At 66.4% G+C, this 13,626-nt stretch carries 11 protein-coding genes; 8 read left to right on the forward strand and 3 right to left on the reverse strand.

The genetic code is table 11. The features are described from left to right. The first annotated feature begins 22 nt into the window (after nucleotides 1–22). The gene (locus tag LA343_RS04060; protein ID WP_081737400.1) at nucleotides 23–1,648 is read left to right on the forward strand and encodes a sensor histidine kinase; all 1,626 of its coding nucleotides are present in this window, start codon (nucleotides 23–25) and stop codon (nucleotides 1,646–1,648) included. Here the strand turns inward: LA343_RS04060 and LA343_RS04065 are convergent. The 3 genes from LA343_RS04065 to LA343_RS04075 are packed head-to-tail and all read right to left on the reverse strand — an operon-like array spanning nucleotide 1,569 to nucleotide 3,958. Next, nucleotides 1,569–2,393, reverse strand: a complete 825-nt coding sequence (locus tag LA343_RS04065) for an esterase/lipase family protein (RefSeq protein WP_025402086.1) — start codon at nucleotides 2,391–2,393, stop codon at nucleotides 1,569–1,571. The genes LA343_RS04060 and LA343_RS04065 overlap by 80 nt on opposite strands. Continuing rightward, a complete protein-coding gene (locus LA343_RS04070; RefSeq protein WP_025402087.1) occupies nucleotides 2,390–3,508 on the reverse strand; it encodes an esterase/lipase family protein in 1,119 nt (372 codons plus the stop codon). The genes LA343_RS04065 and LA343_RS04070 overlap by 4 nt, the downstream gene beginning before the upstream one ends. A gap of 9 nt (nucleotides 3,509–3,517) precedes the next feature. Then, on the reverse strand, nucleotides 3,518–3,958 hold the full coding sequence (locus LA343_RS04075) for an HIT family protein (RefSeq protein WP_025402088.1): 441 nt from the start codon (nucleotides 3,956–3,958) through the stop codon (nucleotides 3,518–3,520). 118 nt (nucleotides 3,959–4,076) lie between these two features. Between LA343_RS04075 and purD the strand changes: the two genes are divergently transcribed. From purD to purB, 7 genes are all read left to right on the forward strand, one after another. Beyond that, nucleotides 4,077–5,333: a phosphoribosylamine--glycine ligase gene (purD, locus tag LA343_RS04080; RefSeq protein ID WP_025402089.1), complete on the forward strand. Its 1,257-nt coding sequence runs from the start codon at nucleotides 4,077–4,079 to the stop codon at nucleotides 5,331–5,333. A 15-nt stretch (nucleotides 5,334–5,348) separates the two neighbouring features. Next, on the forward strand, nucleotides 5,349–6,224 hold the full coding sequence (locus tag LA343_RS04085; protein ID WP_025402090.1) for an Fpg/Nei family DNA glycosylase: 876 nt from the start codon (nucleotides 5,349–5,351) through the stop codon (nucleotides 6,222–6,224). A gap of 171 nt (nucleotides 6,225–6,395) precedes the next feature. Further along, complete coding sequence (locus LA343_RS04090; RefSeq protein ID WP_025402091.1) at nucleotides 6,396–8,120, forward strand: cytochrome ubiquinol oxidase subunit I; 1,725 nt, start codon at nucleotides 6,396–6,398, stop codon at nucleotides 8,118–8,120. 14 nt (nucleotides 8,121–8,134) lie between these two features. Next, a complete protein-coding gene (gene cydB, locus LA343_RS04095) occupies nucleotides 8,135–9,106 on the forward strand; it encodes a cytochrome d ubiquinol oxidase subunit II (RefSeq protein ID WP_025402092.1) in 972 nt (323 codons plus the stop codon). Further along, nucleotides 9,093–10,619, forward strand: coding sequence for an ABC transporter transmembrane domain-containing protein (locus LA343_RS04100; protein ID WP_039910859.1), 1,527 nt, complete (start codon nucleotides 9,093–9,095; stop codon nucleotides 10,617–10,619). The genes cydB and LA343_RS04100 overlap by 14 nt, the downstream gene beginning before the upstream one ends. Beyond that, nucleotides 10,616–12,145: a thiol reductant ABC exporter subunit CydC gene (gene cydC, locus LA343_RS04105; RefSeq protein WP_025402094.1), complete on the forward strand. Its 1,530-nt coding sequence runs from the start codon at nucleotides 10,616–10,618 to the stop codon at nucleotides 12,143–12,145. Before LA343_RS04100 ends, cydC begins: the two co-directional genes overlap by 4 nt. Nucleotides 12,146–12,160: 15 nt before the next feature. Continuing rightward, nucleotides 12,161–13,600, forward strand: coding sequence for an adenylosuccinate lyase (gene purB, locus LA343_RS04110; RefSeq protein WP_039910860.1), 1,440 nt, complete (start codon nucleotides 12,161–12,163; stop codon nucleotides 13,598–13,600). Nucleotides 13,601–13,626 lie beyond the last annotated feature (26 nt).

The raw sequence follows: 13,626 nt of genomic DNA on the forward strand, positions 1-13,626 counted from the left end.
GATGCCGAAGATCCCGTGGCCCATGGGAGATGGGTCAGGCCAGCCCTCGCAGAACCCGCAAAATCCGCAGGGCCAGCCAGGGCAAGCACAACCCGCAGGCCCGGCCCCAGCGCAGCCCCCAGGTGGCACGAAGGGCAACTACCCCGGCCACTTCCTGTCGCACTACCCGCTGCGGGCCTCGCTGGTCGTTGTGATCACGGTCCTCGTGGCTCTCGGCCTGACAGCCTCGGGCGCGATCGTGACCGGAACCCTCCAGAGGTTCCTCATCGACCGCGTGGATGAGCAGCTCAACGCCGCCACCAACGGCTGGGCTCACTACTCCGGCGGCTCGACCACCCCGGGAACGTCGGGCTCCGGCGGCCTCGGCGATCTCGGCAGTTACCCCGGAGACACCGGCGTGACCCGTCCGCCATCGGACTTCTACGTGCTCGTCGTTGACAAATCCGTGGCCTACGAGCACTTCAACTCGGTCAACGAGTCCAAGCCGGAGGTCCGCGGCCTCGAGACCCCCACCGGTCCCGTGACGGTTCCCGCGCGCCCAGGTTCTGCCGATGACACCCCGTGGCGCGCCGCCAGCGTGCGCAACGACAACGGCACGGTCACCATCGTTGCCCTGCCGCTCGAGGATGAAGAGCACATCATCTCCCGGTTGGTGTTGCTGCAGGTCATTATCGGGCTCATGGTCCTAGCCGCGCTCATCGTGGCCAGCATGTACCTGGTGCGCCGAGCCCTGCGCCCGCTAAACGAAGTGGAAATCACCGCCTCGAAGATCGCCCGCGGCGAGCTCAGCCAGCGTGTCCCCAACTGGGCCCCGAACACCGAGGTCGGCAGGCTTTCCCAGGCGCTCAACCGCATGCTCTCTCAGATCCAGGGCGCGTTCATGGCCGTGGGAGCCTCCGAGCAAGCGGCTCGCAAGTCGGAGGCCTCCATGCGCCGGTTCATCGGCGACGCCTCGCACGAGCTGCGCACCCCGTTGACCTCTGTGCGCGGCTACGCGGAGCTCTACCAGTCCGGCGCCACCGACGATGCTCCCATGGTCATCGAGAAGATCAGCGAGGAAGCCGGCCGCATGAGCCTTCTCGTCGAAGATCTCCTCGCGCTGGTCCGCATGGACGAAGGCCGACCGCTCGACAAGCAACGGGTGGACATGCTCGAGCTTGTGCTGGAATCCGCCGATTCCGCCCGCGCTGGTTTCCCCGGCCGGTCCATCACCGTGCAGAACGAATCGGGAGCCATCCCCGTGGTGATCGGAGACGTCAACCGCCTCCACCAGGTCATCGGCAACCTCATCACCAACGCCATGCGCCACGGTGGCGACGATGCAGCAGCCACGATCACGCTACGCACCGAAAACCAGCGTGTCCTCGTGGATGTGTCCGACAACGGCAAGGGCATCCCCGCCAGCGACCTTCCCCACCTGTTTGAGCGCTTCTACCGGGCGGATGAATCCCGCTCGCGCGCCTCCGGCGGCTCGGGGCTGGGACTATCGATCGTCAAGGGGCTCGTGGAAGCACACGGTGGCACCATCAGTGTGGAAAGCACCGTGGGGGAGGGAACCGTGTTCCACATCAATCTCCCCGCTGCTCCTGATGACTCTCCAGGTGACGTGCTGGGTGACGCTCCGGAGGATGCTCCAACGCGTACTTAACCAACCTCGCGACCTTCTCGTTGCGCGTGAGCATGTTGTGCGCGACCGTGAGATCCGGGTAGTAGTCCTGCACCAACACCAGCCGCAGCGGGCCCGGATGTGGCGGCGTGCCGGTCAGATCACTGTGATCCGCCAGGGCAAACGCCGCCTCCAGCGGCACCATGCGGTCGTATTTCGTGGCAATCGCCGTGATGGGCACCATGCACGTTCCCGTCTGCGACAACACCTCCGTCAGCTCCGGGGACCCCGCAATCTGCTGGGCAAACGCCGGGCCCGCCAGCCGATCCACCACGCGGTTGAACATCTCCGCCTGCGGGCGGCCGGACCACGGCATGCGCACGCCACGGAAGTCCGCCCCCAACCCCACGATGTGCCGCACCAAGTGCCCCGCCCGCGGCCGGGAGGCCACCGCCAGTGACTGCAGCCCGCCCTGCGAGTGCGCCACGAGGTCGAAAGAATCAAACCCCGTGGCCTCGTGCAGTTCAACGAGATGTTCCTCGATCTCCTCCAGGGACTCCTTCAGGGCGGTCGTCCCGGCGTCACCATAGGAAACGCTGAAGACGCGCCGGGTTCGGGCGTCGAATGTGGTGCGAAGGAAAGGGACGAGGCGGTTAAAGTTTCCGCGCCCCCCGACCGTGCCGTGGACGACAACCACCGGCGTGGGCTCGGATGGGGTGCGCCGATAGATCGGCGATTCCTCCCAATGGCCCAGGTCAGGAACGTAGGAAAAGATCGAGCGCCTCACGAATCATCCTCGATTCCCTGCAGCAGTGTTTCGTGCACGATCTGTTGCACCTCCGGGGTCGACGGCAAAAACTCGTGCTTCACCTTCGTCACACCCAGATCCTGCAGGAAAGCGTTGTGCACCAGCGGGTTGTCCGTATCGTCAAGGAAGGCGTTGTCGAGCGGCACAACCGTGGAGTCGTTGCGCGTAGCGAAACAGGTGTAGCGGATGTGGGGGCGGGTTTCTGGCGACGCCGCCAGCGTCTCCAACACCGCGGATCCCATGACCTGTTGCATACCCGCTTCGCCGAAGACCCGGCGAATCGTCGCGGCCGCCATCCGCTGCGACATGTCGGTGGTCAGCAAGTTACCCAGCATACCCAGCAGCGACGTGCCCTTATGCGGAGCCCCCAAGGTCACGAGGTGGTGGACGTAGTCCTCACCGCCAAGCTCGTTGATCCAATACCGAGCCAGCAGGCCACCTTGGGAATGGCCCACGATGTCGACCTGCTCTGCGCCGGTGGCGGCCAGCACCTGCTCGATGTAGGCGCCGACGTCCTGGGCGGACGTGGGGATGTCTTGGGTGCCGTGCACGCCGTAATCGGGGCAGAAGACCACGAAGTCGTCGCTGCGCAGGCGCAGCACGAGGTTCTGCCACACGTTCTTGCTGCTGATCGTGCCGTGGATGAGCACCACGGGGTAGGGGCGGTCCAGAGTGGGGCGGGCCTGCCAGAGATCGTCGGCGTACCCGTGGCTGACCTGGCGGGCGCCGAGCGGGGGATCGGGGATAGCGCCGCGCAGTTGCGGCAACTGGGGGCGGCTGAGGCGGACGTTGCCGAGGTTGCCGGGGATGTCCCAGATGAACTTACCGGTCGATGCCACGCCCGAGCCGAGCTTGGCGAGCCAGCTGCGGTCGTTGTCGTCCTCGTCGCCGTATTCGTCGAACTCGCTGTCGTCGTCTGCGTCGTCTATGTCGGCAGTGTCGTCGAAGTCTGCGGGTTCAGCCGGGTCAGCCGGCAACTCCGGATCCGCGCGCAGTTCATCGGCCGTGGGGCCATGGGGATCGTCGCCCACGGCCTCGTCGACCTGCGCCCCAGTGGCCTCGCTCCCCTCGGGCCCGTTCTCGTGCTGGCTCACCGCCCGCCCCTAGTTGGCGTCAGGAATAAGAGACGACTCCACCCCAGCCGACCGCAACTGTTCGCGGATGCGTTCGGCGGCATCGTCCATCTTCTCAGGGTCCGTCTCGTCCATCTTCATGATGTTCTGGAGGTTGTAGCCAGACATATCGCTCGCCGGGAAAACGTGGATATGAGCGTGAGGCACCTCGAAACCGGCGATGAGGTACGCGGCCCTGGGGGCGTCGAAGGCAGAAATAACAGCCTTACCGACCAACTGTGCCACCTCGTTGCAGTGCGCCCACAGCTGCGGATCCATGTCCGTCCACCGGTCGACTTCCTCGATGGGGACCACGAGGGTGTGCCCGTATGCCGCGGGTTCGATGGTGAGGAACGCGGCCACGGAATCGTCGCGGTACACGAACCGCCCCGGCAGTTCTCCGTTGATGATTTTGGTGAATACGGTTGCCATAGTCCTCGATGGTAGCGGGAAACGACCACGCGGGCGGGGCGGGACGGGTACGAGAAAGGGCAGAGACAGGATAGTTGCGTGAGCGCCAGGGCCACCGGGGCAGGTAAAATGTATGACCATGCGCATTCTTGTGATCGGTAGCGGTGCTCGCGAGCACGCCTTGGCTTACTCCCTGTCCCTCGATCCGCAGGTTGAGGAGGTGCACGTTTCACCCGGCAACGCCGGCATGACCGCCGTAGCCACGGTGCACCCGGAAGGCGAGCCGCTGGAGCTGGCACGCGACATCAACGCTGATCTCGTGGTCATCGGCCCCGAGATTCCCTTGGTCGCGGGCGTGGCTGACGTGCTGCGCGACGCTGGCTTCGCCGTCTTCGGCCCGTCCGAAGCTGCCGCGCAGATTGAGGGATCCAAAGCCTTCGCGAAAGACGTCATGGCCCGCGCCGGGGTACGCACCGCTCGTGCACTCGAGGTACCGGTCGGTTGCACTGAGAAGTTTAAGGTCGACGCCCTTACGGAGTTCGGTCCCACGTATGTGGTGAAAGACGACGGCCTGGCTGGCGGCAAGGGCGTGGTAGTCACCACCGACAAGCAAGAAGCACTCGACCACATTGCCTACGTGCACGCCGCCGGAAACCCGGTGCTGCTCGAGAGCTTCCTGGACGGCCCGGAGGTGTCACTGTTCTGCCTCGTCGACGGCGAGACTGTGGTGCCCTTGCTGCCGGCCCAAGATCACAAGCGAGTGGGCGACAACGATGAGGGCCCGAACACCGGTGGCATGGGGGCATACACGCCGTTGCCGTGGCTGCCGGAGAATGGGGTGCAGCGCATCGTCGATGAGGTTGTGGAACCCGTGGCCAAGCAGATGGTGGCCGATGGAGTGCCGTTCTCCGGGCTGCTGTACGCGGGCCTGGCCTGGGGCGAGGACGGCCCCGCGGTCGTGGAGTTCAACTGCCGCTTCGGTGACCCCGAAACGCAGGCCGTGCTGGATCTGCTGAAGACACCCCTGGCCGGTGTGCTTGCCGCCGTGGCCAATGGAACGTTGGGCGAGCTGCCCCCGCTGGAGTGGGAGGATGGCTACGCCCTGACCGTGGTGCTGGCCGCCGAGGGATACCCGGAGAAGCCCATCACCGGGCAGCCCATCACGGGTGCCGAACCGGGCAGCGAGGATCGCGGTGTCCGAGCCGCAGGTGTGGCCCGCAAGGATGACCAGACGGTCAGCGCCGGAGGCCGCGTACTCAACGTCATCGGCAAGGGCCAGACCTTGGAGGAAGCGCGCACCCGCGCCTACGGGGTGATGGAGACGATCACGATGCCGGGCGGACACTACCGCTCCGACATTGCCCTGCCCGCCGTGGAAGGGCGCATCGAGGTCTAACGGCCCCGACACCTTATGCCAGAAGGTCACGTCATCCACCGGCTCGCCCGCCTGCTCAACGACGCTTTCGCGGGCGAGCCGGTGTCGGTATCCAGCCCACAGGGAACGTTCGCGCAACAGGCAGCTCAACTCGATGGGCACGTGCTGGAACGCGCCGAAGCGTGGGGCAAGCACCTGTTCATTCACTTCGCGCCGGGCAACGGCGGCGCAAGCGGGACAGTTGGTGGAGCCGGGGCAGTTCTCGGCCCCGAACGCATCGTGCACATCCACTTAGGCCTCATTGGTACTTTTCGCCTGCAACCCGCCGACGTGCCCGTTACGGGGCAGATACGCTTGCTCATCAGCGACGGAACCACCGTGGCGCACCTCCACGGGCCACAATGGTGTCGCCTCATCACGGAAGAGGAACGCGACGCGGCCGTGGCGAAACTCGGCGCCGACCCGCTGCGCCCCACCGACCCCGACAACCTGGCGACCCTCGACGATGTGCACGCCCGCGTGGCGCGGTCCAAGCGCAGCCTCGGCAGCTTGCTCATGGACCAAAAGCTGTACGCCGGAGTGGGCAACATTTACCGCGCTGAAGTGCTGTTTCTCCTCGGCATCAGTCCGGATAGGGCGGGCGTTGGGGCGTCGAGAGAAGACAAAGAGCAGATCTGGGAGCTCCTCACCGACCTCATGGCTCAGGGCGAGGCCAGCGGGCGGATTGATACGGTGCGGCCAGAACACACGCCCGAGGCGATGGGGCGCGAGCCGCGGAAAGACGATCACGGGGGAGAGGTTTACGTGTATCGGCGAGCGGGCCAGCCTTGCCTGGTGTGTGGCACGCCGATCGCCACGGCGGTGGTGGAGGGGCGCAACCTGTTCTGGTGCCCGACGTGCCAGGCGGAGTGACCGGGGGCAGTGTGATCCTGTGAGACGCACAGGGCCTCGATGGGTTATGTCACGTTTCCGAGCGCAGCGGGAACTTTCGCCGTCTCACAGCCGACTAGTCTTCTAATTGCTCGAAAGGACTTCGGGATTGACCCATTCGGGATTGACCTAGTCGCACTCAAGGAGGCAGAGATGGACCTGTCGGTACTTGCCGCAGGGCTGTCAGCGCCGGATCTCAACGTCGTTGACATTTCCCGGTGGCAGTTCGGTATCACCACCGTCTACCACTTCATTTTCGTTCCACTCACCATCGGCCTGGCCCCGCTCGTGGCCCTGATGCAAACCTTCTGGGCGGTGACGAAAAAGCCCCACTGGTACCGGGCAACCCGCTTCTTTGGCACGGTGTTGCTCGTGAACTTCGCCATGGGCGTGGCCACCGGCATCGTCCAAGAGTTCCAGTTCGGTATGAACTGGTCCGAGTACGCCCGCATGGTCGGCGACGTATTCGGCGGACCGCTCGCCTTCGAGGGTCTCATCGCCTTCTTCATGGAATCGGTGTTCCTCGGCATGTGGATCTTCGGCTGGGGCAAGCTACCCGTGTGGCTGCACACGCTATCGATCTGGTTGGTGGCGCTGGCCGTGAACCTGTCGGCGTACTTCATCATCGTGGCCAACTCGTTCATGCAGCACCCCGTGGGCGCAGAATACAATCCGGACACTGGCCGCGCCGAGCTGGTGGACATCGTGGCGCTGCTCACCAACCCCACGGCCTTGGCGGCGTTCCCGCACGCCGTGGCCGGTTCCTTCCTGACCGCAGGCACGTTCGTGCTGGGTGTTTCTGGGTGGTGGCTGATCCGGGCGCACCGCAAGGGATTGCTCCCAGAGACTGGTGACGCTGGAAACGCTGGTAGCACTGGTGCTACCACCGCCGCCGATGCCGCCAAGACAGTCGTCGACAACAAGCACGCCATGTACCGCCCCGCCATGCGCGTGGGCTGGTGGACCGTGGCGCTGTCTTCCATCGGCCTGTTCATCACCGGCGATGCCCAAGGCAAGCTCATGTTCAAACAGCAGCCCATGAAGATGGCCTCCGCCGAGTCGCTGTGCCAGACCGAGACGAACCCCATGTTCTCCATTCTCACCCTCGGCACGCACAACAACTGCGAGTCCGTGATCCACTTGATCAAGGCCCCGTGGGTGCTTCCTTTCCTCGCTGAGGGTAAGTTCAGCGGCGTGACCCTCCAGGGCGTCGCTGATCTGCAGGCGAAGGCCGAGGCCCTCTACGGCCCTGGCAACTACGCCCCCAACCTCTTCGTCACCTACTGGTCTTTCCGCGCCATGATCGGCCTCATGCTGGGCAGCCTGGCGCTGGCGTTTTTCGTGTGGCTGTTCACCCGCAACGGCAGGCTCCCGCAGGGGCGCTGGAAGAACATCTTCGCGGCTGGGTGCTTGGCCTCGCTGCCCTTCCCGTTCCTGGCCAACTCGGCCGGCTGGATTTTCACCGAGATGGGCCGCCAGCCATGGATTGTCCACCCCAACCCGGATTCCATTGGCGATCCGCGCACAGAGATGATCCGCATGACCGTGGACATGGGTGTCACGGATCATTCCGCGTGGAATGTCGTGATCACCCTCGTGGGCTTCACGCTGTTGTACGGTGCCCTGTTCGTGGTCTGGTTCTGGCTGATTCGTCGCACTGTTTTGCAGGGCCCGCCCGACGCCGCCAAGCCCGCCATTCCCACCGATCCCTCGCCGGCGGGTTCCGGCGGGAATGCTGGGTCCCATGAGGACTCGGCGGGCGGCACCGATGGGGCTGGCGCCGATGCTCGCGGTAGCGCAGACGATGGCTCAACGATCCGCTTCGCCCACTCCGGCGGCGCAGGCCACCGGGATGCCACCGACGAGGAAGGGAAGTAGCAGCAATGTTTGGTGTGGATCTTCCAACAATCTGGTTCGTCATCATCGCTTTCTTGTTCGCGGGGTATTTCCTGCTGGAAGGGTTCGACTTCGGCGTGGGCATGCTGTTGCCCCTTGCCGGTAAGGACGAATCCCGCCGCGCGGCCATGGTCCGCACCATCGGCCCGGTGTGGGACGGCAACGAGGTCTGGCTCATCACCGCCGGCGGCGCCCTGTTCGCCGCGTTCCCCGCGTGGTACGCGGACATGTTCTCCGGCTACTACCTGCCGCTATTTCTTATCCTCGCGGCACTCATCGTGCGCGTCGTGGGCCTCGAATGGCGCTCCAAGGTGGATACCGCACGCTGGCGGAGCTGGTGCGATGCCGGCATCATCATCGGCTCCTGGGCACCGCCCATCCTGTGGGGCGTGGCCATGGGTAATCTCATCCGTGGCGTGCCTGACAACGCCGGTGCGGTGTACCCGCTGTTCAACCTGTTCGGCATCCTCGGCGCGGCAGCCTTCGTCACCGTCTTCCTCGTGCACGGCATCACCTTCCTGCGGCTCAAGACGGCCGGGGCACTGCGCAACGAGCTGGCCCGTTACGTGCTCGCCCCCACCGTGGCGGCCGTGGTACTCGGCGGCGGATGGGTCGTGTGGATGCAGCTCAGCTACGGCAAGACCTGGACGTGGATCGCCACGGTCGTGGTGCTCGCCGGCATGATCATCGCCGCCGTTGCAGCCCGTGCGCAGCGCGATGGGATCGCCTTCGTGGCGACCTCTGCGGCCGTGCTCGCCATGAGCGTGGCCATCTTCGGATCCCTGTTCCCGCGTCTGTGGCCGGGGCTGGATGTGTACTCGGCGGCGTCGAGCCACTACACGCTCGTGATCCTCACATGGGCCGCCGCCATCGGCGCCCCCGCGGTGATGGCGTACCAGGGCTGGACCTACTGGGTGTTCCGCAAGCGCGTCACCGCCGAGCCGGTCGCTGCTGATGCGGCCTACTAAACTCCTGACCCTCAGCCCGGCCCTGCGCCGGTGGGTGGTCATCGCCGCGCTGCTCAACGTTGCTGGAGTGGCGGCGACCATCGCCTTCGGCGTGCTCACCGGCCTGGCTGTGGCCGACGTGCTGGACCAGTCGTCGCCGAACCACCTGTTCCCGGCGCGACTGGTGGGATGGCTCATCGTGGCTGCCGCAGCGCGCGCCGTTGTTGCGTGGGCGCAGAGCAGGTTGGGCGACCACGCCGCCGACGATGCCATTGCCGACCTGCGCGCCCGCGCCACGGCTCACCTGGCCGGTCGCGATCCCCGCTCGATTGACAAGGCCCAGTGGTTGCAGACCCTCACGACCGGCATGGAGGGCATCCGCCCCTACATCACCGGCTTCCTGCCTGCGGCCACGGCCTCGGCGCTGTCCACGCCCATCGCGCTGGCCGCAGTGGCGTGGCTCGACGTTCCCTCTGCACTGTGGGCCGCCGCAACGATCCCACTCATCCCTCTCTTCATGTGGCTCGTCGGCACCCTCACCAAAGACCGGACCGAACGCAAGCTGCGGGATACCGCCCGGCTCACTGATCAATTACTCGACGTCATTACGGGGCTTCCCACCCTCGTGGCGCATCATCGCCAACGCGGGGCGGATTCACCCCAGGGCGAAGTGGAGCGACTGTCGCTGGCCCAGAAGAACTCCACCATGGCGGTGCTGAAGATCGCCTTTCTGTCCAGCTTCGTGCTGGAGTTCCTCGCCACGCTATCGGTGGCCCTGGTTGCCGTGAACATCGGTTTCCGCCTGCTCGGCGGGCACATCACGCTCGCTGCCGGGCTGGCCGTGCTCATCATCGTGCCGGAGGTCTACGCCCCGCTGCGGGCGGTGGGCACGCAGTTCCACTCGGCCCAGGACGGCATGGCTGCTTGGAAGGCCGTGGACGCGGAACTTTCCCGCCCCGCCGATGCCACGCCAGCACAGCCAACTGGCACCACACCGGCACAACCGGCCGCTGCGTCCAGCGCTGCCCTCACGGTCATCTTTGACAACTACTCCTCACCCGGCCGCGATGGCGCCCGCCCGCGCAACCTCACCGCCCACGCTGAGCCCGGCCGCCTCACGGTGCTTGCCGGGCCCAATGGCGTGGGCAAATCCACCGCGCTCCTGGCGGCCCTGGGTATTTCCAGCGGCACAGGCACAGCCGGGGTAGTGGGCGCTGACGGGGCCGTCACGGGCCCGGAGCTGTGGCAACGCACCGCCTACCTGCCGCAGCGTCCCGTCCTCGATACCGCCGCGGTGGGGGACACCTCCAAGCTGTCGGTCGGCCAGCGCCAGCGAGCGAGCTTCGGCAGCGTCGTTCCGGGCAAGGACCTCGTGATCCTCGATGAACCCACGGCGCACTTGGACTCCGTGGCGGCGTCGACGATGATCGGCACCCTCACGCAGCTGGCGGCTGACGGCGCGACAGTGCTCGTGGCCAGCCACGATCCGCTTGTTATCGCGGCGGCCGATGTGGTCTGGGAGGTAAGCGCATGATCCGGGCAGTGTTCGCGGGCACGCTTACGCTCGTGTCCTCTATCGCGCTGACGGTGGTGTCCGCGTGGCTCATCACCCGCGCGTGGCAGATGCCGCCGGTCCTTGAGCTTTCCGTGGCGGTCACGGCCGTGCGAGCCCTCGGCATTTCGCGGGCAGTGTTCCGCTACGTCGATCGGCTCGCCAGCCACGATGTCGCCCTCGGCGCGGCGGCCACCGCGCGCACCCGCATCTACAACGCCCTGTCCACCGCGCCGAGCGGGGAGGTGATGGCGCTCAGCCGAGCCCAACTACTGGCCCACATCGGCTCGGACGTGGACGCGCTCACCGATCGCATCGTCCGCAGCACCATCCCCCGATGGGTCGCCGGCCTGACCTGCGCGCTCGCCATCGGCTTCACCGCGCTGCTGTCGCTACCCGCCGCAGGCGTGCTGGCCGTGGGTCTGGCCGTGGCCGGGCTCATTGCACCCCGCATGGCGGGCGCAGCGGAACGCAGGCTGGACAGCCTCGACGCACAGCAGAGGTACGTCGGCGCGGTCGATCACGTGCTCCGCAACGCCGCGACCCTGCGCGTGCGCGGACAGCTTGCCGACAGTCTGGACGCCGCCGCGCGCGCCGACCACGATCTCGCCGCCTCTCGCGCGCCGGCCCGGCCGTGGTCAGCGCGGGCGGCTGGGATGTGGATGCTGGCCTCAGCCCTCACGGCGGTGGCTACCTTTGCCGTGGCCTCCCTCGCCGCGCCGCAGCACAGCCCCGAGTGGCTCACCGTGGCGGCGCTACTGCCCCTCGCCGCGTTCGAGGCGGTGGCCTCTTTGCCCGACGCCGCCCGCGTCCGCATTCGCTCCAGCCGCGCGGAGGATCGCCTCGGGCGGACCATTTCCCAGGGGAGCGCCGACGTGGTTCCCACAGCGGACGGGGAGGAGGGGATGCGTGGTGGCGTCGACGCTCAGGACCTCGTGGTCGGGTGGGAAACGCCAGCGATGACGGTCAATTTGCACGTCCCCGAGGGCGGGCGGCACGTGATCGTGGCCGAATCGGGCGCGGGAAAGACCACACTGCTGCTGACCCTGGCCGGGCTCCTGCCGCCGCTCAGCGGAACCTACCGCGCCGACGGGGCGCGCTTCATCGCTGAGGACGAGCACATCTTCGCAACGACCGTGCGCGACAACCTCGCCGTGGGTGCCGCCGATGCCACGACCGAGCAGATGTGGGAGGTGCTCGCGGCCGTCGGGCTGGCTGACTGGGTCCGCAACCTCGACCGCGGCCTCGACACCGTGCTCAGCGATGGCGCGGCAGCGCTTTCCGGCGGGCAACGGCGGCGGATTATCGTGGCCCGTGCCCTGCTGACGGATGCGCCGACGCTCCTGCTCGACGAACCCACGGAGCACCTCGACGCCGACGGTGAGGCCGCGATGCTGGCGCTGCTGGGCGTGGGTGATGGGGGAAGCGGTGGGGGAGCGGTGCCGCCACTGCCCGGGGCGCGAGCTCGGCGCACCGTCATCGTGGTGCGACACCCGAGAAACCGCTAACCAGGCTATGGGATAATGAAAGACGTGCCTGCTAAGAAGAAGATTTCCAACGTCCTTGCCAACCGCTACGCCTCCCCGGAGATGACCGAAGTGTGGTCCCCGGAGAACAAGATCATCATGGAGCGCAAACTATGGATCTCCGTGATGAAGGCTCAAGCCGAACTCGGGGTCGACGTACCCGCCGAGGCCATCGAGGCCTACGAGCGCGTCATCGACCAGGTGAACCTGGATTCCATCGCCGAGCGCGAGAAGGTCACCCGCCACGACGTCAAAGCCAGGATCGAGGAATTCAACGACCTCGCCGGCTACGAGCACATCCACAAGGGCATGACCAGCCGCGACCTCACCGAGAACGTGGAGCAGCTGCAGATCTACCGCTCCCTCGAGCTGGCCCGCGACAAGGCCGTGGCGGTGCTGAACCGCATCGGCAAGCGCGCCGGGGAGTACCAGTCACTGGTGATGGCCGGCCGGTCCCACAACGTCGCCGCACAGGCCACCACCTTGGGCAAGCGCTTCGCCTCCGCGGCGGACGAGCTACTCGTTGGCCTGGACCGCGTGGAGGACCTGCTCGGCCGCTACCCGCTGCGCGGCATCAAGGGACCCATGGGCACCAGCCAGGACATGCTCGACCTCCTCGGCGGCGACGAAGCCAAGCTCGCCCAACTCGAGGAGAAAATCGCGGGCAACCTGGGCTTCGACCACGTCTTTGATTCCGTGGGCCAGGTCTACCCGCGCAGTCTCGATTTCGACGCCATCTCGGCGCTCGTGGAAATGGGCGCTGCACTGTCCAGCCTGTCCATGACCATCCGGCTCATGGCCGGCAACGAGACGGTCACCGAGGGCTTCAAGGAAGGCCAGGTGGGATCGTCCGCCATGCCGCACAAGATGAACGCTCGCTCGTGCGAGCGCGTAGGCGGCATGCAGATCCTGCTGCGCGGTTACCTCACCATGACCGCCGACCTGGCTGGCGCGCAGTGGAACGAGGGCGATGTGTTCTGCTCCGTGGTGCGCCGCGTGGCATTGCCTGATGCCTTCTTCACCTTCGACGGTATGACGGAAACCTTCCTCACCGTTCTCGGCGAGTTCGGCGCGTTCCCTGCCATGATCGAACGCGAACTGGACCGCTACCTGCCGTTCCTGGCGACCACGCGCATTCTCATGGCAGCCGTGCGGGCAGGGGTCGGTCGAGAAACCGCTCACGAACTGATTAAGGAGCACGCTGTGGGCGTCGCCCTGAATATGCGTGAAAACGGCGGAGACCAGGACTTGGTACAGCGCTTGGCGGCCGACGACCGCTTCCCGCTGGACGAGCAACAGCTCAACGAGGCCCTCGCCGACCGCCATGCCTTCATCGGCGCGGCAGAATCGCAGGTGCAGCGCGTGCTAGACAAGGTGGAGGAGCAAGTGCGCCGCCACCCAGAGGCGGCGGCGTACCAGCCGGGCGAGATCCTTTAGAAGCTCGGTGAGGAAGGGACGAGACA

This window comes from Corynebacterium falsenii (assembly GCF_020099275.1).
Lineage (GTDB): Bacteria > Actinomycetota > Actinomycetes > Mycobacteriales > Mycobacteriaceae > Corynebacterium > Corynebacterium falsenii.

What these genes read in the sequence shown, in the direction of transcription:
- LA343_RS04085 (WP_025402090.1), top strand. Translation starts at nt 5,349, where the DNA reads ATGCCAGAAGGTCACGTCATCCACCGGCTCGCCCGCCTGCTCAACGAC.
- LA343_RS04090 (WP_025402091.1), top strand. Translation starts at nt 6,396, where the DNA reads ATGGACCTGTCGGTACTTGCCGCAGGGCTGTCAGCGCCGGATCTCAAC.
- purB (WP_039910860.1), top strand. Translation starts at nt 12,161, where the DNA reads ATGAAAGACGTGCCTGCTAAGAAGAAGATTTCCAACGTCCTTGCCAAC.
- cydC (WP_025402094.1), top strand. Translation starts at nt 10,616, where the DNA reads ATGATCCGGGCAGTGTTCGCGGGCACGCTTACGCTCGTGTCCTCTATC.
- LA343_RS04075 (WP_025402088.1), bottom strand. Translation starts at nt 3,958, where the DNA reads ATGGCAACCGTATTCACCAAAATCATCAACGGAGAACTGCCGGGGCGG.
- LA343_RS04100 (WP_039910859.1), top strand. Translation starts at nt 9,093, where the DNA reads ATGCGGCCTACTAAACTCCTGACCCTCAGCCCGGCCCTGCGCCGGTGG.
- purD (WP_025402089.1), top strand. Translation starts at nt 4,077, where the DNA reads ATGCGCATTCTTGTGATCGGTAGCGGTGCTCGCGAGCACGCCTTGGCT.
- LA343_RS04060 (WP_081737400.1), top strand. Translation starts at nt 23, where the DNA reads ATGGGAGATGGGTCAGGCCAGCCCTCGCAGAACCCGCAAAATCCGCAG.